Below are 20,283 nucleotides of genomic sequence, written 5' to 3' on the forward strand. Positions count from 1 at the left end.
TAGACCAGTTTTAAGTAAAACATTGTGGCTAATTGTGGTTTAATTGCGGCCATTCGATGCATTCTGTATTTTCGGCGTTTAGCGCCTATTGAGAAGTAAGGTTCCCGATGAGTTGGTTAGAGAAAATTCTTCCTAAGAGTAAAAGTGCTTCTGGTAAGCGACGTAACATACCAGAAGGTGTATGGACAAAGTGTGCTTCATGTGAGCAAACTTTGTACCGTGCAGAGGTTGAACGTAACCATAATGTATGCCCTAAATGTGATCATCACATGCGGATTGGAGCGCGTGAGCGTCTAGACGCATTCTTAGATAAAGATGGTCGCGAAGAATTAGCGGCTGATTTAGAGCCGCGTGATAAATTAAAGTTTAGAGATAGCAAAAAGTATAAAGACCGCTTAGTTGCCGCACAGCGTAATACTGATGAAACGGATGCTTTGGTGGTTATCAAGGGTGAACTCAAAGGTTTACCGGTCGTGGCCTGTGCATTTGAATTTGCATTTATGGGCGGTTCTATGGGGTCTGTGGTGGGCGCTCGCTTTGTTGTCGCGGTAGATAAATGTTTAGCGGAAAACCGCGCTTTAATTTGCTTTTCAGCAAGCGGTGGCGCTAGGATGCAAGAAGCGTTGTTTTCGCTGATGCAAATGGCAAAAACTGCAGCTGCCTTAGCAAAAATGAGAGAACAAGGTTTACCTTATTTTTCGGTGCTCACCGACCCTACCATGGGCGGCGTCTCAGCAAGTTTTGCGATGTTAGGTGATATTAACATTGCTGAGCCTAAAGCCTTAATTGGCTTCGCTGGGCCTCGAGTGATTGAACAAACTGTTCGAGAAAAATTACCCGAAGGTTTCCAACGCAGTGAGTTCCTGCTCGAGAAAGGAGCCATCGATATTATTATTGATCGGCGGAATATGCGGGACCGAATCGCGAGCATGGCTTCTAAAATGATGGGGATCGTAGAAAATGAGGTGGCTGTTGAAGTGGTCATCGACACCATCGAAGCCAATGAAGACGCCGTGTTTGCCGAACCGGCCAACGAAAAAGATTAATATGCCAGTTACAACTGAACCATCAAGCCGGTCTCTTGCAGACTGGCTTTGTTATTTGGAAAATCAGCACCATAGTGCCATTGACTTGGGCTTGGAGCGAGTTGAAAAAGTCGCTAAACAGGGTGGTTTGTGTCACGTCAATGCGACGGTTATCACAGTTGCGGGGACGAATGGGAAAGGCTCCAGTTGTGCGTTGTTAGAACAAATATTGTTGTCTCAGGGTTTTCGAGTTGGGGTTTATAGTTCTCCACATATTATTGATTATCGAGAACGGGTTCGAATTAATGGCAACTCACCCGAGGCCGAAGTATTTTGTCGCTCCTTCGCTGCCATTGAGCAGTTACGAGGTGATACTAGTTTAAGTTATTTTGAATTTGGTACCTTGGCCGCAGTGTGGTTATTGGCTCAGTCTCAACTCGATTATTTGATCCTAGAGGTTGGATTGGGAGGGCGTTTAGATGCGACGAATATTGTTGAGCCCGATGTGAGTGTTGTAACCACAGTGGCAATGGATCATATTGATTGGCTAGGTGATGATTTAGCCCAAATTGGTCGAGAAAAGGCTGGGATCTTCCGCCCAAAAGGGAAGGTGGTGATCGGTGATGAAGATATCGTCAGTAGTGTATTGCAATGTTCTGAATCGCTCAACTGCCAGCAGTTGGCTGCGGGTCGAGAATATCATGTCGTGAAGTCCGCTAATAGTTGGAGTTATCAAGGAGAGACACTTTGTTATCAGGAGCTACCTTATCCATTGCTACCTTTAAGCAATGCGGCGACGGTGTTGGCAGTTCTTGAACAGCTGGGCTTAAATATCGACCCCTTGCTTATTCAGCAGGCGATTAGTGAGTGGCGTTTAGCGGGGCGTTTACAAACGATTTCGCAACAGCCTCTGATTGTTGCAGATGTCGCCCATAATCCCCAGTCGGCCACTTATTTAGCATCACAGTTACCTAAATTGGCGCAGGGTCGTAAGGTGTTCGCTTTATGCGCGATGCTTTCTGATAAGGATATTGCTGCATCGGTAGCACCTTTGTTAAGTTTGGTTGAATGCTGGTATATCAGTGGTCTGGAAGGTGCTCGAGGCGATGATGGTACGAGTTTGGCAGCATGCTTAGCGCCTCCAATTAAGCAGCAGCGCTTTACATCGCTGACCGAAGCTTACCAGTCTGCTCGGCGCAGTTTGGATGAACACTCAATGTTAATTGTATTTGGTTCTTTTTTTACGGTTGCAGAGGTATTAGAATTCTCTTCAGCCCCTACTTAGCAGAGAGTCTATTTTGACTGCACAGTTTAAGAATCGCCTCGTGGGCACCATTATTTTGGTAGCTTTGGGGGTGATCATAATTCCTGATATTCTTGATGGGAAAAAAACGAGGGTAGAGGAAGAGTTTAATGCGATCCCCTTTGCGCCGACCGTAAACTCTTTGCCGCCGTTGCTTATTGAACTCGAGAATGAGCAAACCTTAGTCGAATCGTCTGACCAGATAGAGGCTAAATCTAGGGAACAACAAGTCACAGATAAACCTTCTGTTAGTGAAGTTGTCCCTAAGGTTAAATTTGAAAAACCAGCCTATATTGTTCAGCTAGGTACTTTTAAGAATGCCCAAAACGTGCTGCGTTTAGTGACTAAGTTACGCGATGCAGGTTTTCAGGCTCATTCTTTCCCGGAGCCAGCGGTTGAAGGGGAGTTGAATCGGGTATTTGTTGGACCCAACGTGTCGAAACCGACCTTGGCGCAGCAACAAAAAAAATTGAAAGAGCTGACGGGCTTGAGTGGTTCAATTCGCCAGTTTGACCCTTTATTTAAATGAAGATAAAAAAATACATAGACGCATTTGTTTTTGTTTCTGGTAGAATTCGCAGCGTTTTTCAACAAGTAGAAAATTTATGACTTGGGTAGACTACGTCATTCTTGGCGTAATAGTATTATCAGCATTAATCAGCTTGGTTCGTGGCTTTATCAAGGAAGCGCTTTCCTTAGTTTCTTGGGTCGCTGCGTTTTTTATCGCCAGTCAGTTTTATCATGATTTATCTAGTTATTTCACGCTTATCGAAAACCCCTATTATCGCAGTGGTTTAGCCATTGTTTTGCTATTCGTGGCCACCTTAGTGCTTGGCGCATTAGTGAATTACTTATTCAGTCATCTCGTCACTTCCACCGGACTAACTGGGACCGATAGGGTCTTGGGTATTTGTTTTGGTGCAATTCGCGGTGTTTTGGTGGTAAGCGCTTTGCTCTTTGTGTTGTCGTTTACCGGATTTCCAGAATCACTTTGGTGGAAGGGCTCAATATTGATCCCTGAGTTCACCGTGATTGTTCAATGGTTTTTTGAATTTTTAAAAGATTCTTCTAGTTTTTTGCATAACTACCAATCTTAATAAGGAAAAGCTTCATGTGTGGTATTGTCGGTATTGTCGGTGCTAGTCCCGTTAACCAAGCCATTTACGATGCACTAACCGTGTTACAACATCGAGGTCAAGACGCCGCGGGGATTGTGACGATTACCGAAGGAATGTTTAAGCAACGTAAAGCCAACGGATTGGTCAGAGATGTGTTTGAAGTCAAACATATGCAGCGTTTACGCGGTAATTTGGGTATTGGTCACGTGCGTTATCCAACTGCGGGTAGTTCTAGTGCTGCAGAAGCTCAGCCATTTTATGTGAACTCTCCTTTTGGCTTAGCCTTAGCGCATAATGGTAATTTAACCAACGCCAAAGAGTTACGAGAAGAAATGGCACAAAGTGCGCGTCGCCATATTAATACGACTTCGGATTCTGAAGTATTGTTAAATGTGTTGGCCCATGAGTTAGACAACATCGTTCAAGACGAACTTTGTGAAAAACAAGTTTTTCGAGCCATTAGTGCAGTACACAAGAAAGTCCGTGGTGCATATGCGGTTGCGGCCTTAATTATCGGTCAGGGTATGGTCGCTTTTCGTGATCCTCATGGGATCCGCCCTTTGGTCTTGGGTCAAAAAGTTAGTGATGTTGATGCAAATAAGATGGAATATATGGTTGCATCTGAGAGTGTTGCTCTAGATGCTGTGGGTTTTGAGTTTGTCCGTAGTGTCGCTCCTGGTGAAGCGCTGTATGTAACCGAAGCGGGTCAACTCTATACTCAGCAATGTGCAGAGAACCCTAGCTACAATCCTTGTATTTTTGAATATGTCTATTTTGCGCGACCAGATTCGACGATTGATAAAATCTCAGTTTATGGTGCTCGAGTGAACATGGGAACTAAGTTGGGAGAAAAAATTAGCCGAGAGTGGGACGATTTGGATATCGATGTGGTGATCCCAATCCCTGAAACTTCTTGTGATACCGCCTTGCAGATTGCGATGCATTTAAATCTCCCTTATCGTCAAGGTTTTGTAAAAAACCGCTATATTGGTCGTACTTTTATTATGCCAGGCCAAGTTCAGCGTCGTAAATCGGTACGTCGCAAGCTCAACGCAATTGACGTGGAATTTAAAGGTAAAAACGTATTGTTGGTTGATGACTCGATCGTGCGTGGTACAACCTCGGAGCAAATTATCGAAATGGCCCGAGAAGCTGGCGCGAATAAGGTGTATTTTGCATCAGCCTCACCAGAGATCCGCTTCCCTAACGTTTATGGGATTGATATGCCTTCGGCTAATGAGTTGGTGGCCCATGGACGTGAAGTTGATGAAATTTGTCAGCTAATAGGGGCTGATGGGCTCATCTTCCAAGATCTCGATGACTTAATTGAAGCCTGTCGACAAAGTAATCCTGAAATTCATAATTTTGAGACCTCGGTATTTAATGGTAAGTACGTCACCAATGATATTGACCAAGACTATTTGAATTACCTCGATCAGCTACGAAATAACGACTCTAAAGCGTTACAAGCAGAAGAAGATGTCGTTAGCTTAGAAATCCATAACGAAGATAGTTAAGCAGACTGGAAACAGCTGTTGATTGCTACTGTGATAAAAAAAGCACCTTGTTTGGTGCTTTTTTTAAGTACAGGTATTAAATAAACTTAGCGCGAGAAATGCTGTTTACTAAATTCAACACGTTCTATGGCGGAACGTTTGAGACCTTGTTTGGCTTGTTCTTCAACCAGCTTCAAACGAGGTAAAATGCCTTCACCGTTGGCGATTTGGATGGCTAAGCCTGGGCGAGCATTCAGCTCGAGCAACATCGGTCCATCAGACTTATCTAGAACCATATCCGTTCCCAAGTAACCCATTCCAGACATTTCGTAGCAGCTGGATGCCAGTTCTAGCAAGCGTTGCCAATGAGGAACTATCAGCTCTTTTAAGGGCCGATCGGTATCGGGGTGGACTTCGACTGGGCGATCAAACTGTACTGCGTGCAAGGCGCGACCGCTGCCTATATCGATACCGACGCCTACGGCACCTTGGTGTAAGTTGGCTTTGCCATCGGAAGCGGCAGTTGATAGGCGCATCATAGCCATCACAGGGTAGCCCTGAAAAACGATGACTCGTACATCGGGGACGCCTTCAAAACTAAAGCCTTCAAAACAGGAATCAAACTCGATTAAGGCTTCAATTACCGCTACATCTGGGCTACCTCCTAAGGAAAATAAGCCTGCCAGGATGTTTGAGCAGTGTCGTTTTATATCTTCATCATGGCTAGGAGCTCCACTGGGCTTATAAAACACCCCAGATTTTTGTTTGGTGATCACCAAAATACCTTTGCCACCAGAGCCTTTAGCAGGCTTGATGACAAATCCTGAGTGTTTGCGTAACATCGGAATAATGGAGCGAATATCATGTTGGGTACGTACTACACCAATCAGAGCAGGGATGGTGACGTTATCCCGCTGAGCGATAATTTTGGTCTTAAGTTTGTTGTCCACCAGCGGAAAAAGTTTACGTGGATTATAACGGCTAATATATCCGGTATTTCGCTGGTTCATGCCCATAATACCTTTACGAGCAAGGGCAAATGGACTGCAAAATTGATTAAACATCAGTCCTCCCTATCAGCCAATGGTTTGAAGCGACGTAATTCCAATAAGCGATATCCAGTGTAATTTCCTAAAATGAGGATAATGCCAAGAACGATAAATTGAATACCCATGAAGTTAAAGGTTAAGTGGCGTACATATTCGTTGTTCATTGCTAGGAACGCGAGTACCGCAACTAATAAGCTCCCACCGCCTTGTAGTACAACTTCTTTAGGACCTTCTTCTTCCCATAACACCGACATCCGTTCAATCGTCCAAGATAAAATAATCATTGGGAAGAAGGTGATTTTTAAACCTTCGGTCAATCCAACTTTAAAACTAATCACACTAAATATTGAAATAATACCAATCACGGTAATAATGACCGCCGATATTCGCGAGACCAGCAGTAGGTTAAGGTGAGATAAATACCCGCGGATGATTAAACCAGTCCCAACTACCAATAAAAAGCCGATTAAACCGGTGATTAATGAGGTTTGCATAAAGGCCATTGCAATCAGTACGGGCATAAAAGTACCCGAGGTCTTTAAACCGACTAAAACTCGAAGCAATACCACAATCAGCACCCCAATTGGGATTAATAAAATCCCCTTAAATAGGGCTTGTTCTTCCAAGGGTAAGCTGTCGATAGAGAAATTAAGGAAATCAGCCTCGCTAATTTTCGGTGCAACTGCAGATTGAGCGCTTTGTTCAACCAGCAACATCGAAAAGCTGACCCGCGAATTTTGCGCTCCGATTACTTCTAGTAAGCTGTTACCGTTATACTCCCACAATAAAGTATTCTCGGGACGACCTTGGGTCCCAGTGTTTAAGTCGAATATTTGCCAATTATTTTCGTCTTTAAATACCTGGATGTATTCGGTAATTGTTTGCCTGCGTCGCCCATCTTCGAGATGCAAGCCCCTTACAATTCGTGCAGGGACATCGGCATTATTTAACAAATCTACAATTAGGCGATTTTTGGGTTTGTAATCTAAGATGAGGCCAGTATTTTGGTTGCTACTGGCTGCGTCGATAGTCAGCGCTTTGATGAGTTCTCGTGCAAAGCTATAAGCATCTGCAGAGACTTCTTTTGCCTGCTTTGCTAAATGGTTAGCCGCGGTAAAGTAGGGTTCGGGATACTCGGTAAATAGAGTCTCGGGCATTTGACTTTGGTAGGTATCACCAGCCTTTGGATCCACTAAGAAGTCTACTTTGTAATACATTTCTTGATGACCGTTGGCTTGTCGCTTGGTCCAGATCGCGCGAGGGTTGTTTTGCTCATTCACAAAAGACAAGCCGTAAGCTAATGAAGCCGTTGATTCATGGATCCGAGTGTAACCTTGCTGAGTTTGAGGTAGGGCTAGTACGGCTTCAACGCTATCGCCTTTAGCATCAAACTCAACCTTTGCTTCAATTGACCATATTTGGCGTTTCTCTCCTGGAAACCAAGGTACTTCAAAGCTGATATGTCGATAGAAGGTCATGCTGATCCCTAGCAGCATACACAGAGTGACGATGAGGTAAAAAATATGACGAGAACTCATGTAAGTTAATCCTTAAAAGTCGGCTTTGGCTGGCTAAACTTGTGACTGATATCAACGACTGAAATGTCTTTCAAGAAGCTTCGTCCAAGTAATACCGGATAACTTAGATGAGAGCGATCGCTTAGGGTAAACTGCACTTTTTCGGAAATTGGCCCCAGTTTGACTAACATCGATACAACGGGGCGTTTCTCAGCGCTATTGCTGGACGATTGAATCACTTCTGCAGTTCTAATTACTGGACGCTCAATCATGATATCTTGTTTAATTGTGTCATGGCGAAGGTTGAAACGAACCCAGTTTTTCCCATCACGTTCAAATTTTACGATATCGACAGCATTGAGAGAGGAAGTTGCAGCGCCAGTGTCGATCCGCGCTTGAAAGGCCATTTTTTGATGCTCGAGGCTGACCCATTCTGTTTCACCGATTACAGTTTTATTACCCAGTTGGTAGCGACTGATATTGCTGCAACTTGGTTTTGTTTGGGGTTCGCTGATAATTACCGGAGCGGGGGTGATCTCGGAAACTTTTTGTTCGAGTTGTTTAAAATGTTGCTCTTGCTTCAACAATTGACCATTGATGGCTTCACATTGGCTTAATATCGTGGTTTGTTGCTGACTGAGCTGGCTTAACTGTTGTGTTAGTTGTTCAGCTTGTTGGTTCGGTTGCTGAATCGCACAAGCGGTGAGAGCGAGTGAAAATGAAATTACGGAAAGCTTTTTCATAGTTTGAATCCGTCGAATAAAGTAAAAATGACAGTCTAATTATTGCTTTTAGCATAGTCTAACAGCTGTTATTAGTCTGGATTAATGGCAATTAAAACAGCACGTTTGGGGGCTGGTAAGCCTTCCACTGTTCTCGTTTTGTCGCTTGGGTCTAGGTAGTCGTTTAAAGACTCATGAGTCATCCAAGGTGTGCTGCGTTGCTCATCGGTGGAGGTGATGTCGATATCGACAATACGCACGTCGACAAAGCCGACTTTTTCCAACCAAAGTTTTAATGCAGCAGTACTCGGTAAAAACCAAACATTCGGCATCTTGCCATAACGACCGGCGGGAACTAGCACTTGTTGTTCATCACCATCGATCACCAAGGTTTCAAGAACTAACTCTCCTCCAGGTTGGAGTTGTTCTTTCAGCTGGATTAGATGATCCATTGGCGAACGACGGTGGTAGAGTACTCCCATCGAGAATACAGTATCGAAGGCCTTTAATTTAGGTAGCTCTTGGATCCCCAATGGCAGCAGGTGAATGCGTTGATCGCGGTTGGCAAAATTACGAATGGCTTCAAATTGCATCAAAAATAAAGTCGAAGGGTCGATCCCAACGACAAATTCAGCGCCATCCCCCAACATTCGCCACATGTGGTAGCCACTGCCGCAGCCTACATCGAGAACATAGCGGTGCTGAAGCGGGGATATGTGCTTGCGCAGACGTTCCCATTTCCAGTCTGAGCGCCATTCGGTGTCAATATGAATACCGTAGATATTGAAGGGTCCTTTGCGCCAAGGATGAAAGTGGCGTAATAGACTCTCAATTTTTTTTCGTTCGCCCGGTTGGATATCTTCTGCTTTACCGATACTGACTTGGCTTGTTAGATCAATATCAGAGCTGGTTAATGTCGGGAGCTTATTGAGTACTCGCTGCCAGCGAGGAAAATCGCCGTGGGCATGTTCATTTTGCCAATCACCTAACTGGGCAGGGAGCGTATATAACCAATGCTTGAGGCGGTTTTTAGCGATAATTTGGTAGAAGTCAGAAAAATCTATCATGGAGGACAAAGGCTTGATACTGCTTAATTATTTAGTCGGTAATTATAGCAAGTTTTAGCTCAATCGGGCGAGAATTGAGCCTATAAAAGTCGATGATTTATGGTTTTTATCAATCTTTGTTTGTTTATTGCGCTAAGTCTATTTTAATCCAAGCCAATCGATTTGATTTTTGATCTCCGATATAGCCGCTATCACACACTGGGATATCCTTACTCGCAATCAGCTGTTGTCCAAATTGATGTACTTTAAAGTGCTGGGCTTTGAGCCGAGCCAAGTCGGATTGCCTAAATGCTTGTTCACTGGACACAAATAACAAGAGCGGACTGCGTTGTTGAATAAAATCATCCATCAATAGGGTTGTGAGCTGTTGTGGATGACTTAACAAGGCGCTCGCACTAGCCCAAGTTTGTTTATTAATTCGCATTAAAGCCAGGTAAGGACGAGGAGATAATGAACTCTGATTGGAGCGATAGGCTGTAAACCATTCAAAATCGCTAGTTTGCCAAAAATAACTGAGTCTGGTATTCGGTGATTTTGTATTGTTTTGGCTGATGTTTTTATTTGGTAATAAGAAATCGTTATAGGTTTTGCTTTGTCCGTCGATACTTAGCTGGGGAAAACGATTGACCAAGGTGCTGTCATCGATTAAGGCTTTTGTTTCGGTATTTTCATTTCTCAATTGTTGTAACTGCGACTCGTAAGTACTACTGATTGTTATGGCGGCACGAGAGCAGTCATTTGTCAGTAACGAGTCGTAGTCTAAGTGACTTATTTCTACGGCCGCTCCAACAGGAGAAATACAGCAAATCAGGGCTGTTAAAAGTAGTTTTCTGCTAAAGTTATTCATAAATCGAGATAATTTGTAAACGTAAGTAAAGACCAACATTAACATAAATTTGCCTCTTGGTTGTTGGCTTTATATGTTCATTCTATAGATAAGACTGCTAGGTTCGTAAAAGGAAAAACAATAATGGGTAATTTGTCAATTAAGCAGCGCCTGATATTAACGGTGTTGATATTACTAGCGGTATTAAGTGGTTTTCAAGCTTGGTTTCAGGCTAGAAATTTATCAGAGGAAACTCGAGCCGATATTGCGAGTGATGCCAAGCAGTTGGCTCAGGCTGCCAGTGACCAAGTGAGCTTATGGTTTGACTCTAAATTGGCGGTTGCGAAAGCGATGTCGGTCAAACCGAGTTCTAAAGAGTTTTTGTCCTATTTGGTTCAAGCGAAGCAAAGTGGTGATTTCCTATATTTTTACTTTGGCAGTGAGCAAGGTGAAATGACGATGAATGACCCGAATGACACTTTACCCGAGGGTTACGATCCTCGTACCAGACCTTGGTATAAAGGTGCGCAGAGTAACGGATCATATATTTCTGAACCTTATGTTGATGTCACTTCGGGGTCGATGGTGATCTCGGTTGCTCAAAGAGTCGCTGGGGGGGTATATGCGGGCGACTTGAGTTTAGATGTGGTCACTCAGCGAGTGCTTAATTTAGCTAATAAACAAGTTTATCCGGTCATTGTGAATACCCAAGGCTCAATCATTATTCATTCGGATAAAAACTTGGTTCTTAAGAATGTCTCAGAACTTTCTGCAGATATGAATGCGAACTTTTTGGCTCAGGAAGCACGTAATGCGCACATGAGCGAGTTGCAGGTTAATGGGAAAGACAGTTTTGTTAGTGTGACGACAATTAGTGGCACCGATTGGTACTTATTATTTGTTTATGATAAACAGCAAGCGATGGCGCCAGTTGTCGATATGGTGAAAAGTTCGGTCATATTTGCAGTGGTTTTATTTGTCCTTGTGGCTTTGGTTATGTTTAAGGTAATTACCGTCATGTTGAAGCCAATCCAAGTCCTCGGGGACGCTATCCAAGATCTTTCTTCTGGCGATGGTGATTTAACCAAGCGTATTAACTTACAACGCAGTGATGAAATTGGTGCACTTGCCGAGGGCGTTGATCGGTTCATTGAGCAGTTACATGACTTAATGATAGAGATTTCTGAGGACGCTGATCATCTGCAACGAGCAGCGGCCTTAACCAGTAAGTCAACCGCTGAGTCGAATACCCAAATTGAGCGTCAGCAGGGTGAGGTGACCCAAGTGGCTACTGCGGTCAACGAGATGGCTGCGACGGCCAATGAAGTGGCAAATAATGCGGAGCAAACGGCCGAAGCGGCTCGACAATCAGCCGATTCTTGTGCACAAGGTAAAGTTTTGATCGGTCGTAATCAGCAGCAAGTCAATAGTTTGGCTGGGCAGTTGGATGGTGCTGCAGATACCGTTCAAGAGTTGGAACGAAACACCAAAGAAATTAGTGATATTTTAACCACGATCCAAGGTATTGCCGAGCAAACCAACTTACTTGCGTTGAATGCTGCTATCGAAGCCGCGCGAGCCGGTGAGCAAGGTCGAGGATTTGCGGTTGTTGCTGATGAAGTTCGTCATCTATCTCAACGAACTCAAAGCTCTACTGAAGAAATTAAAGCGATGTTGGAGCGTTTACAAAGTAACACCCAAAGCACCGTACAAACCATGGACGAAAGTCAGCAGTTAGTCAGAATTAGTGTTGAGGAAGCAACCAAAGCTGCAGAAATGCTAGAAAATATCACCAGCTCGATTACTCATATTAGTGATATGGCGACCCAGATTTCTAGTGCTGCCGAAGAGCAGCGTGCGGTTACTGAAGAAGTTGGGCGAAATACTCAAGGGATCCAAGATGCTTCCCTTGAGTTAGCCGAACAAGCTTCCGGAAGCTCTAAACGTGCGACAGAGTTGGATGCTATTGCCGACAAGTTGCACAAAGAAGTGAGTGCTTTCAAAATCTAAGCTTATAGTGGCTTATTGAGTATGAATGCTGATGAAAAACCGATCAATGCATCGGTTTTTTTATTGATCATGTGACACTTTGCGTCTGTAGAACGTTGATGGTCAATTGTTGTCACTCTTGCTTGCGTTAAAGGCCAAACCAGCTGTGGTGCGAATATTTTTTACTCGTTGAAATGAATTGTTCACTGATGAATTTGGTATTGCTCTTAGTGGCTGTGTCATAATGCACTTGCTAGCAAGCAGTAATAATGTGACCAAAATTTTAAGGAATCGAGTTGATGAGTTACGACGATAATAATATTTTTGCGAAAATAATTCGCGGAGAAATGGATTGTTTAAAAGTCTACGAAGACCAACATACTTTGGCATTTATGGATATCATGCCACAAGCCGACGGACACACATTAGTATTACCTAAAGAGTCCGCAGAAACACTGTTTGAGCTTTCAGATGAAGGCGCTGCTGCGACCATCAAAACAGTTAAAAAAGTAGCCTCGGCGGTTAAGCAAGTGATGCAGGCTGAAGGCATCAGCCTCGTCCAGTTTAATGGAGAGGCAGCAGGGCAGACTGTGCCGCATTTACATTTTCATATTATTCCTGGCTCACTCTCGGCGGCACGTAGTCACGCACGAACGGTGGTTGATAGTGACGCTCTTAAACCTATTGCGGAAAAAATTGCGGCTTTGCTCGCCAATTAATAGTATGAGAGGGAGCGGGCGGGTGACGCTCGCCTATTTAATCGCGACTAAAGAACCAAAGTTAAAACATTGGAACCACAACTCACTGGCACTAAAGCCTGCGTCTTTAAAGCGTTGTTTGTGTTGAGCAATGGTATCAGGGACTAAGACATTGTCTAAAGAACTGCGCTTTTGGCTAATTTCTAACTCGCTGTAGCCATTTGCGCGTTTAAAATCTATGTGTAATTCGCTAATTAGTTCTTGTACTGCTGGCTCCGCAAAAAGAAACTTTTCACTCAGTACCAATAAACCACCTTTCAGCATACCTTGATAAATTTTTTTGAGCAGCGTTAAACGTTGCTCGGGCGCAATAAATTGCAGGGTGAAGTTAAGCACTACCATTGATGCGTTGCTGATCTCAACATCGTTGATGTCTTCACAGATGACACTGACCGAAGTCTCGGCGCGAAATGCATCTAAGTGTTTCTGGCAGCGTTCGACCATTGCTGGTGAGTTGTCTACTGCGATAATATTTACATTTTTTTGCGTCACGGCACGCCGCATCGCCAGGCTAGCCGCCCCCAACGAACAGCCTAGATCATAGATATTGCTATTGGCTTGATGAAATTGACCACAGAGGTGGCCTATGGTTGAGATAATGTTGCTGTAACCCGGTACCGAGCGTTGGATCATATCAGGGAAAACTTCAGCGACTTGTTCGTCGAAGCGAAATTCTCCAAGTTGGGTTATGGGTTGTGAAAATAGTTTATCTTTGCCTTGCATGGCGGCTTCTCGTACCAGTAATAATGAAAAGATGGCTTAAAGCATCACTTGGCGCGCATTGTAACCAGCTAATCGTGGCTTGTCTTTGTCAAATATAGCTTTTAGTAAAGATTTATTACGGTCTATCTATTCTTATTTACGGCAGATTTCCTTTATACTATCGCCTTTTCTCTCGGTGACAGTTAATTTTGTAGCTGTTATTGGAGTAGAATACTCGCTGAATTTTTAAAACGTAAAACGGGAAAGGCCAAATGCGCACTGTTTACTGTGGACAAGTCACCAAAGAGTTAGTTGAACAAGAAATAAATTTAGTCGGTTGGGTTAACCGTCGTCGTGATTTGGGTGGTGTTATCTTTATTGATTTGCGCGACCGAGAAGGCATTGTACAAGTCGTCTTTGATCCAGATCGTGCTGCGGTGTTCGATACAGCGAATAGCTTGCGGAATGAGTTTTGTGTGCGTTTAAAAGGTCGTGTTCGTGCTCGCCCTAATAGCCAAATTAATCCAGATATGACAACTGGTGAAATAGAATTGTTAGGTTTGGAATTAGAAGTATTAAACCGTTCTGCGCCATTACCTCTGGATAGTAATCAAGATAATTCAGAAGAACAACGTCTTAAATATCGTTACTTGGATTTACGTCGTCCAGAGATGACTCAACGGATGATGTTCCGTGCAAAAGTCACCGGTTTTGTGCGTCGCTTCATGGAAGAGCATGGCTTCTTAGACATTGAAACCCCTATTTTGACTAAAGCTACGCCTGAAGGTGCGCGTGATTACTTGGTTCCCAGTCGAACTCATAAAGGACAGTTTTTTGCGTTGCCTCAGTCTCCGCAAATCTTTAAGCAATTACTGATGATGTCCGGCATGGATCGTTATTATCAAATCGTTAAATGTTTCCGCGATGAAGATTTACGCGCTGACCGCCAACCTGAATTCACCCAGATTGATATCGAGACTTCATTTATGACTTCGGATGAAGTTATGGCGGTTACGGAGCAAATGGTCCGTGAATTATTTATTGCGATGTTAGGTGTCGATCTCGGTAAGTTTCCAAAGATGACCTATGCCGAAGCGATGCGTTTATACGGCTCAGATAAACCTGATTTACGTAATCCGATGCAACTGGTTGATGTAGCTGACTTACTACAAGAGGTTGAGTTTAAAGTATTTTCTGGCCCCGCAAATGATGAAAAAGGTCGAGTAGCGGTATTACGAGTCCCGGGAGGCGCTTCGCTCTCACGTAAGCAAATTGATGATTATGGTAAGTATGTTGGGATCTACGGCGCGAAAGGCTTAGCGTGGATGAAGGTTAATGATCTTGCTGCTGGTATCGGGGGTTTGCAATCACCGATCCTTAAGTTTTTAACGGAAGATGTTGCCAAGGCCATTGTTGAGCGCAGTAAGGCACAAGATGGCGATTTAATCTTATTTGGTGCTGATAAGGCAACCATTGTTTCCGAGGCGATGGGGGCTTTGCGTCTTAAAGTTGGCGAAGATTTAGGTCTAGTCAGTGATCAATGGAAACCGCTATGGGTGGTCGATTTCCCAATGTTTGAAGAAGTTGACGGTCAATTCCATGCGATTCATCACCCGTTTACCGCGCCTGTTGTCGGCGTGAGTGCTGAACAGCTGGCCCAAAGCCCAGCGGGTGTATTATCGAACGCTTATGATATGGTGCTCAATGGTTGTGAACTTGGCGGCGGTAGTGTTCGTATTCATAAACAGGATATGCAAGCAGCGGCCTTCAAGGTGTTAGGCATAAGCGATGAAGAGGCCCAAGAAAAATTTGGCTTCTTATTGGAAGCGTTACAATACGGCGCTCCACCGCATGCTGGTTTAGCTTTTGGTTTGGATCGTTTGTTGATGTTGATGACTGGAGCCAGTTCGATCCGTGATGTGATGGCATTTCCAAAGACCACGACTGCGGCATGCCCTCTCACTAGTGCTCCGAGTGCCGCTAACCCATTGGCTTTGGCTGAGTTGGCTTTGAGTATCAACAAACCCGCTTAGCAGAGTGGTGCGGTTTTATGTATCAACGGCGAGCTAAGCTCGTCGTTTTTTTGTCAGTATTTATTTTTCAGCTTTTGTTGATTGATGATGGTGATAGGTTTCTTTGCGGTGGGTCAGCTGGCTTCGGTAGTTCAATTACGGGGTAAAGCTTTATCAGTTTACCGTCTTTATCTAACAGGCCGCCTTTATCGCAGCAAGCTTGATAAAAGGCAAGGGCTGCCTCCTTGGTTTGCGGTCGACCAAATAAATAGCCTTGAACTTTGTCAAAACCATTCTTGATTAGCCAATTGGCATGCTCTATGGTTTCCACTCCTTCCACTAATATCTCGTAATTTAAGGTGTACATTAATTTACGCATACTGAGTACGATATTCTGAGTCGGTATGGAAGTGATCGCATTATGACCAAATTCTCGGTCGAATTTTATTTTGTCACAGGCTAGATTACTTAAATAACTGAGTGAGGTGAAGCCTTTACCAAAATCATCGAAGGCAACTCTAATGCCAGCGCCTCGAATCTCCTTGAGTTGATTTTTTACTTGGGGATAGTTTTGTACCGCGACACTCTCGGTAATTTCCAGTTCTAGTAAGTTATTTCCAGGACTAATGGTCCTATATTTACTAATTAGTTTTTGAGCAAAGAGTTTGTCTTCAAACTGGTGGCCGCTAATGTTAAAAGCAACGGTGAGGCCTTGGTAACCAAGAGCATTGAATTCTTCTAACAGTGCCAAAGATTTATCGATGACCCAATAGCCCAGAGGCAGGATGTGACGACCGGATTCGACAATATCTAAGAACTGGCCTGGGTTCATTAAACCTTGGGTCGGGTGATTCCAGCGAAGTAGCAATTCAAAACCAGTTATTTTCTGTTGTTGCATCGATACTTGAGGCTGCAAGAACAGTTCCAGTTCATTGTTACTCATTGCATTTTGAAATTGGTTTTCAATGGTGAACACCATGTCGTTGTTGCGTGCTAATTCGATATCAAAGTGAGTACAGCAATTGCGGCCCTTTCGTTTGGAAGAGTACATGGCTAGGTCAGCATATTTTACCAACAACTGTGGCTCATACTCGGCCTGTTTCGCAGTCGCGATCCCAATACTGAGGGTGACCCGCATCGACACTCCGGAAATTGTAATATCCCGAGATATTTCTCGCGCCAAGCTATAGGCGTAACCTAATACACTGTCTTTATCCTGTTGATTGACTAAGAGGGTGAATTCATCACCACCAAGGCGAAAGGTGTTGGAGGCAAATTGACTTAAACGTAAGATCCGTTTAGCGACTTGAATTAAAAGCAAATCGCCAAAGTCGTGGCCGAGTGTGTCGTTAATTGTTTTAAAGTTGTCGAGGTCTATATAGATGAGGCAGAGCTCTTCGTCTTTTTGTTCAGCGTTTTTTAGGGCCTTGGTTAAGTGTTGTAAGAAGGCACTGCGATTCGGTAATTCGGTCAATGGATCTTCCATTGCCATTTTTTCGAGCACTTTTGTATTCGCAGCAATGTTGGTTCGCATTTCAGTAAAGCTATTGGCTAGCTGAATAGAGATCGAATCTAAGGCATCAAACTCATCATTGAATAGGTGGATATGCTTTTGTGGCTGGTATCCCTTGCCTTCCAATATGCTCGGTAAGTGAGTGGTATGGTAACGTAAACTTTTGACGGGACGGCGCATCAGCAGTAAGCCTATGGAGATACTTAAAAGCATGGTAAACAGCAATAGCAGTGCGAGTTTATTGCGGAAGTCGGTGAGCTGAGAGACTTGCTCACTCCAATCTTTAAGTACCACTAGTTTTAGACTATTCGAAGCACTGTCTTGGATTGAGTAAAGTTTGCCGACAATGGTTTTGTCTTCAACCATAAAGGTTAAATCATCGTGGTTACGGTATTCTATTGCACTGTCAAACCATTTTTGACTCAGTACTTGAGTATTGGTTGCGAGTAGCACGCTTTTGTAGATCGGTCGGTCAACATCAACGATCGCCAATTCTATGTCATCGAGTTGAGTTACATTGATGAGTGCATCGGCCAATTCTAATTGAAATGCCAGAACCCCTAGTTCAGCACTGCGAGTTCGCACCGGGAGTGAAACCCAGAGAAAACATCGTTCTTCACATTCGAGTAATTTCATCGGTTTCGTGTGTATTGTGACCTGTTCGAGTAAGCTTTTAGGTGGCATTATTTCTGGCAAGCTACAAGAATAATTGTCGAGATCGTATACGGTGCAACCATTTACAATGGGAAGTAGCCACTGTAATTCAGGTAATTGTTGGCTTAAATAGTGATCCAACTGAACCATATTCTCAGCCTTGCTAAACAAGGTTTGGGTTTCAAAAATGTAGGTGATGCTGTCACTTAAGCGGTCAATTTGGTCTTTAAATTCCAATGCATAGTTATCAAGATAACTTTGTTTTAATTGAGTTTGTTGATGTTTGTTGTGCTCCATGGCTGTCAAGCCAAAGATAGAGACGACTACGCCAGCAGCTAATACCCATATCAAGGTTAGTTTCAGTCTTACACTGATATAGCGATTTTTAATATCAATTAATGGGAATTTACGGAGCTTCATTGACCATCCCGATGTTTATTATTTTTACTGCGTGGTAAAACAGTCGCCACTTTAATTTATTAAGCATAGAGTTAATTGTCAAAAACGATAACTAAGTTGTATCGCGAATAAGCGCCAATAACGTTCTGGGTTGTTGACTGCGTTTGAATTTAGATCGTTAACTGGGGGGATCATGGAGGTTCCAGTGAGCCAGTGGTGTTCTATTTTTAGTTGAAAATTCTGATGAAAATTCCAGCTAGCTCCGAGGGCTAAATCATCGATATCCCTCAGGTTAGGAGTGATATCCGCATCAACAAAATGGCTATTATCGTAGCGTGCAAACAGGCTCCATTGAGGAGTCAACATGTAAATACCTTGAAGATAATAGGTATTCATGTCGATACTGCCGTCAAAATTAGACGCTAAGCCTTGGGCCATAGCATTTTTCCCTTTTGCATAGGTACCACCTCGACGTAGGCTGTATTCAGCCGTGAGTTCATATTTTTTTTGAGCATACTGTAAAGAGAGTATGTACTGGTCAAGGTCGATAAAAAAATCAAAGGGTGCATAAACTAATTCACTATTAGGAGGAATTGGGATGGCAAGGTTAATCGCATCGATAAGTTGAGTTTTTAAGCGTCGATAGTCGAAGGCCACGGACCAATTGGCATTAGGTTGGGTGGATAAATGCAGTGATGTGTTCCAATCGGCGGTGAATTTACCTTCTTGACTTCGCCCAAAAAAACGTCGGCTAAAGCTTTCATCGAAGGCTTCTTTGCCAATTGATGCAGCAAAATTGTATTGTTGCCCAGAAGGGCTGAAATAATCGATATCCATACGGAGTCCATCTGCACGTAAGCTTTGTTCTTTAAAAACATGCGGATAAACAGAAAATGGCAAGATAATACTTGGTCGGGTAAACGGAACATCGCGAGTTGCACCGTAAATGCCATTGGCGAGCTTAAAGCGTCCTAACTTAAATGCCAGAGCCCAGTCTTCGCTGGTTTGTGGTTGATAGTTTAGGCTAAGGTAATCGATTGCAAGGCCTGTTTCAAACCAATCCCCACTCTCACGAGCAATCAATAAACCTGACAGCGACCAACGAGGATCGATGTACCAATAGCCATGTAAACCGGCCTCATATAGAGGGCCACTATCACCGGAATTATAGCCATAGTAATTATTTGCACTTACATCGATATAACTGGCAGAGATAAACCCCCCCCAGTATATTTTCGCTTGTGCGAAAGAAACAGGAAGTAAGGTTAGTAAGCTAGTCAAGATTAAAAGAATGAAGTTCTTCATTTTCCACCTCTTGGCTGGCATACCCAATGGCATTAGGATTTAGCTTAATCATATTTAACATGTCATGCTCGGTAGATACAACGATGGGGGCGATGGCGGTACCTGTATAAATTTGTCTCTCCCAGATACGGCTTAATTGATAAGGAAATAATTTAAGGGCATCTAAACAAAAGTCTTTGTGTAAGTCGCTGTTGTTTTCCATAACCACGACTTGAATAGCTCGTCCATTGGACCAATTTTTTTGACGTAAGGAGAAAATTGAACGAATGCTCTTAGGCGTCACTTCTGTTTGATGACTGGGATTACTCACAATCCAAGTTTGGGCATCAATGGCGAAGCTTAAACTGAATAAGCTACAGAACACCATTGTTCTTGTTGCTACCCATATATGTCTCATGAGCAGACTGATAAGTGGCCAACAAATTGCTGTCATAACCTTCCATGGAATACTATTGATAATTTCTTCATCTATACAAATATAGGCTGATTTTATCAGCTCGTTAACTTTAGTGATAAATAGTTGTTTATGGCTCACAAATGAACAGTAGAACCGAGACTATCAAAGGTTATTTATCGATGGGTATCAAAAATAATAATAATAATAGAGTTACTATATTAACTATCTAGTCAGTATTTGACTTGGTGCAAGATGTAAAGTCAATGCTACGACTAGGATTAAGATCCATGTTATGTAAAGATTGCTTTGCTCTTGCAGCCTATTATCACCTTAATTATCAGTATGATAAGGCGCTTTAAGTTCGATGGAGAGGAAGATAATGCTAGGCTTGTCGCGTTTATCGAGTTTATCATTGCAATGTATATTACTTT

General features: G+C 43.3%; 17 protein-coding genes. 8 read left to right on the forward strand and 9 right to left on the reverse strand.

Annotation, left to right across the window (positions count from 1 at the left end; genetic code table 11):
- Positions 1 to 107: 107 nt before the first annotated feature.
- The 5 genes from accD to purF all read left to right on the forward strand — a co-directional run bounded on the left by accD (position 108) and on the right by purF (position 4,963).
- The gene (gene accD / locus ACRRSY_RS09455; RefSeq protein ID WP_432463051.1) at positions 108 to 1,046 is read left to right on the forward strand and encodes an acetyl-CoA carboxylase, carboxyltransferase subunit beta; all 939 of its coding nucleotides are present in this window, start codon (positions 108 to 110) and stop codon (positions 1,044 to 1,046) included.
- A 1-nt stretch (position 1,047) separates the two neighbouring features.
- On the forward strand, positions 1,048 to 2,310 hold the full coding sequence (gene folC / locus ACRRSY_RS09460; RefSeq protein WP_432453460.1) for a bifunctional tetrahydrofolate synthase/dihydrofolate synthase: 1,263 nt from the start codon (positions 1,048 to 1,050) through the stop codon (positions 2,308 to 2,310).
- A 13-nt stretch (positions 2,311 to 2,323) separates the two neighbouring features.
- The gene (locus ACRRSY_RS09465; protein ID WP_432453459.1) at positions 2,324 to 2,857 is read left to right on the forward strand and encodes an SPOR domain-containing protein; all 534 of its coding nucleotides are present in this window, start codon (positions 2,324 to 2,326) and stop codon (positions 2,855 to 2,857) included.
- Positions 2,858 to 2,933: 76 nt separating this feature from the next.
- Entirely contained in the window at positions 2,934 to 3,425 is a 492-nt protein-coding gene (locus tag ACRRSY_RS09470) for a CvpA family protein (protein ID WP_432453458.1), read from the forward strand.
- A gap of 14 nt (positions 3,426 to 3,439) precedes the next feature.
- Entirely contained in the window at positions 3,440 to 4,963 is a 1,524-nt protein-coding gene (gene purF / locus ACRRSY_RS09475; RefSeq protein ID WP_432453457.1) for an amidophosphoribosyltransferase, read from the forward strand.
- A gap of 86 nt (positions 4,964 to 5,049) precedes the next feature.
- Here purF and ACRRSY_RS09480 read toward each other — a convergent pair whose 3' ends face one another.
- From ACRRSY_RS09480 to ACRRSY_RS09500, 5 genes are all read right to left on the reverse strand, one after another.
- The gene (locus ACRRSY_RS09480; protein ID WP_432453456.1) at positions 5,050 to 6,006 is read right to left on the reverse strand and encodes an alpha-L-glutamate ligase-like protein; all 957 of its coding nucleotides are present in this window, start codon (positions 6,004 to 6,006) and stop codon (positions 5,050 to 5,052) included.
- A complete protein-coding gene (locus ACRRSY_RS09485) occupies positions 6,006 to 7,529 on the reverse strand; it encodes an inactive transglutaminase family protein (RefSeq protein ID WP_432453455.1) in 1,524 nt (507 codons plus the stop codon). Before ACRRSY_RS09485 ends, ACRRSY_RS09480 begins: the two co-directional genes overlap by 1 nt.
- Before the next feature lie 5 nt (positions 7,530 to 7,534).
- Complete coding sequence (locus ACRRSY_RS09490; protein ID WP_432453454.1) at positions 7,535 to 8,251, reverse strand: ATP-dependent zinc protease family protein; 717 nt, start codon at positions 8,249 to 8,251, stop codon at positions 7,535 to 7,537.
- Positions 8,252 to 8,322: 71 nt separating this feature from the next.
- Positions 8,323 to 9,297: a tRNA 5-methoxyuridine(34)/uridine 5-oxyacetic acid(34) synthase CmoB gene (gene cmoB / locus ACRRSY_RS09495; RefSeq protein WP_432453453.1), complete on the reverse strand. Its 975-nt coding sequence runs from the start codon at positions 9,295 to 9,297 to the stop codon at positions 8,323 to 8,325.
- 124 nt (positions 9,298 to 9,421) lie between these two features.
- Complete coding sequence (locus tag ACRRSY_RS09500) at positions 9,422 to 10,189, reverse strand: hypothetical protein (protein WP_432453452.1); 768 nt, start codon at positions 10,187 to 10,189, stop codon at positions 9,422 to 9,424.
- Positions 10,190 to 10,267: 78 nt separating this feature from the next.
- Here ACRRSY_RS09500 and ACRRSY_RS09505 point away from each other — a divergent pair, with 78 nt between their 5' ends.
- Both ACRRSY_RS09505 and ACRRSY_RS09510 read left to right on the forward strand, forming a co-directional pair.
- Complete coding sequence (locus ACRRSY_RS09505; protein ID WP_432463052.1) at positions 10,268 to 12,133, forward strand: methyl-accepting chemotaxis protein; 1,866 nt, start codon at positions 10,268 to 10,270, stop codon at positions 12,131 to 12,133.
- Positions 12,134 to 12,411: 278 nt separating this feature from the next.
- Positions 12,412 to 12,831, forward strand: coding sequence for an HIT family protein (locus tag ACRRSY_RS09510; protein WP_432463053.1), 420 nt, complete (start codon positions 12,412 to 12,414; stop codon positions 12,829 to 12,831).
- 33 nt (positions 12,832 to 12,864) lie between these two features.
- On the opposite strand, the gene cmoA is transcribed toward ACRRSY_RS09510, so the two are convergent.
- Positions 12,865 to 13,593 carry a carboxy-S-adenosyl-L-methionine synthase CmoA gene (gene cmoA / locus ACRRSY_RS09515; protein ID WP_432453449.1) on the reverse strand — a complete coding sequence of 243 codons (729 nt, stop codon included), beginning with the start codon at positions 13,591 to 13,593 and terminating at the stop codon, positions 12,865 to 12,867.
- 251 nt (positions 13,594 to 13,844) lie between these two features.
- Here cmoA and aspS point away from each other — a divergent pair, with 251 nt between their 5' ends.
- Positions 13,845 to 15,605 (forward strand): aspartate--tRNA ligase, encoded by a 1,761-nt coding sequence (gene aspS, locus ACRRSY_RS09520; RefSeq protein WP_432463054.1) that lies wholly within the window; start codon positions 13,845 to 13,847, stop codon positions 15,603 to 15,605.
- A gap of 67 nt (positions 15,606 to 15,672) precedes the next feature.
- Here aspS and ACRRSY_RS09525 read toward each other — a convergent pair whose 3' ends face one another.
- From ACRRSY_RS09525 to ACRRSY_RS09535, 3 genes are all read right to left on the reverse strand, one after another.
- The gene (locus ACRRSY_RS09525; protein WP_432453447.1) at positions 15,673 to 18,171 is read right to left on the reverse strand and encodes a putative bifunctional diguanylate cyclase/phosphodiesterase; all 2,499 of its coding nucleotides are present in this window, start codon (positions 18,169 to 18,171) and stop codon (positions 15,673 to 15,675) included.
- A gap of 78 nt (positions 18,172 to 18,249) precedes the next feature.
- Positions 18,250 to 19,455: a hypothetical protein gene (locus ACRRSY_RS09530; protein WP_432463055.1), complete on the reverse strand. Its 1,206-nt coding sequence runs from the start codon at positions 19,453 to 19,455 to the stop codon at positions 18,250 to 18,252.
- A complete protein-coding gene (locus ACRRSY_RS09535; RefSeq protein WP_432459205.1) occupies positions 19,424 to 19,822 on the reverse strand; it encodes a hypothetical protein in 399 nt (132 codons plus the stop codon). The genes ACRRSY_RS09530 and ACRRSY_RS09535 overlap by 32 nt, the downstream gene beginning before the upstream one ends.
- Positions 19,823 to 20,283 lie beyond the last annotated feature (461 nt).

It is taken from the genome of Agarivorans sp. QJM3NY_33, from assembly GCF_050870865.2.
Classification (GTDB): domain Bacteria; phylum Pseudomonadota; class Gammaproteobacteria; order Enterobacterales; family Celerinatantimonadaceae; genus Agarivorans.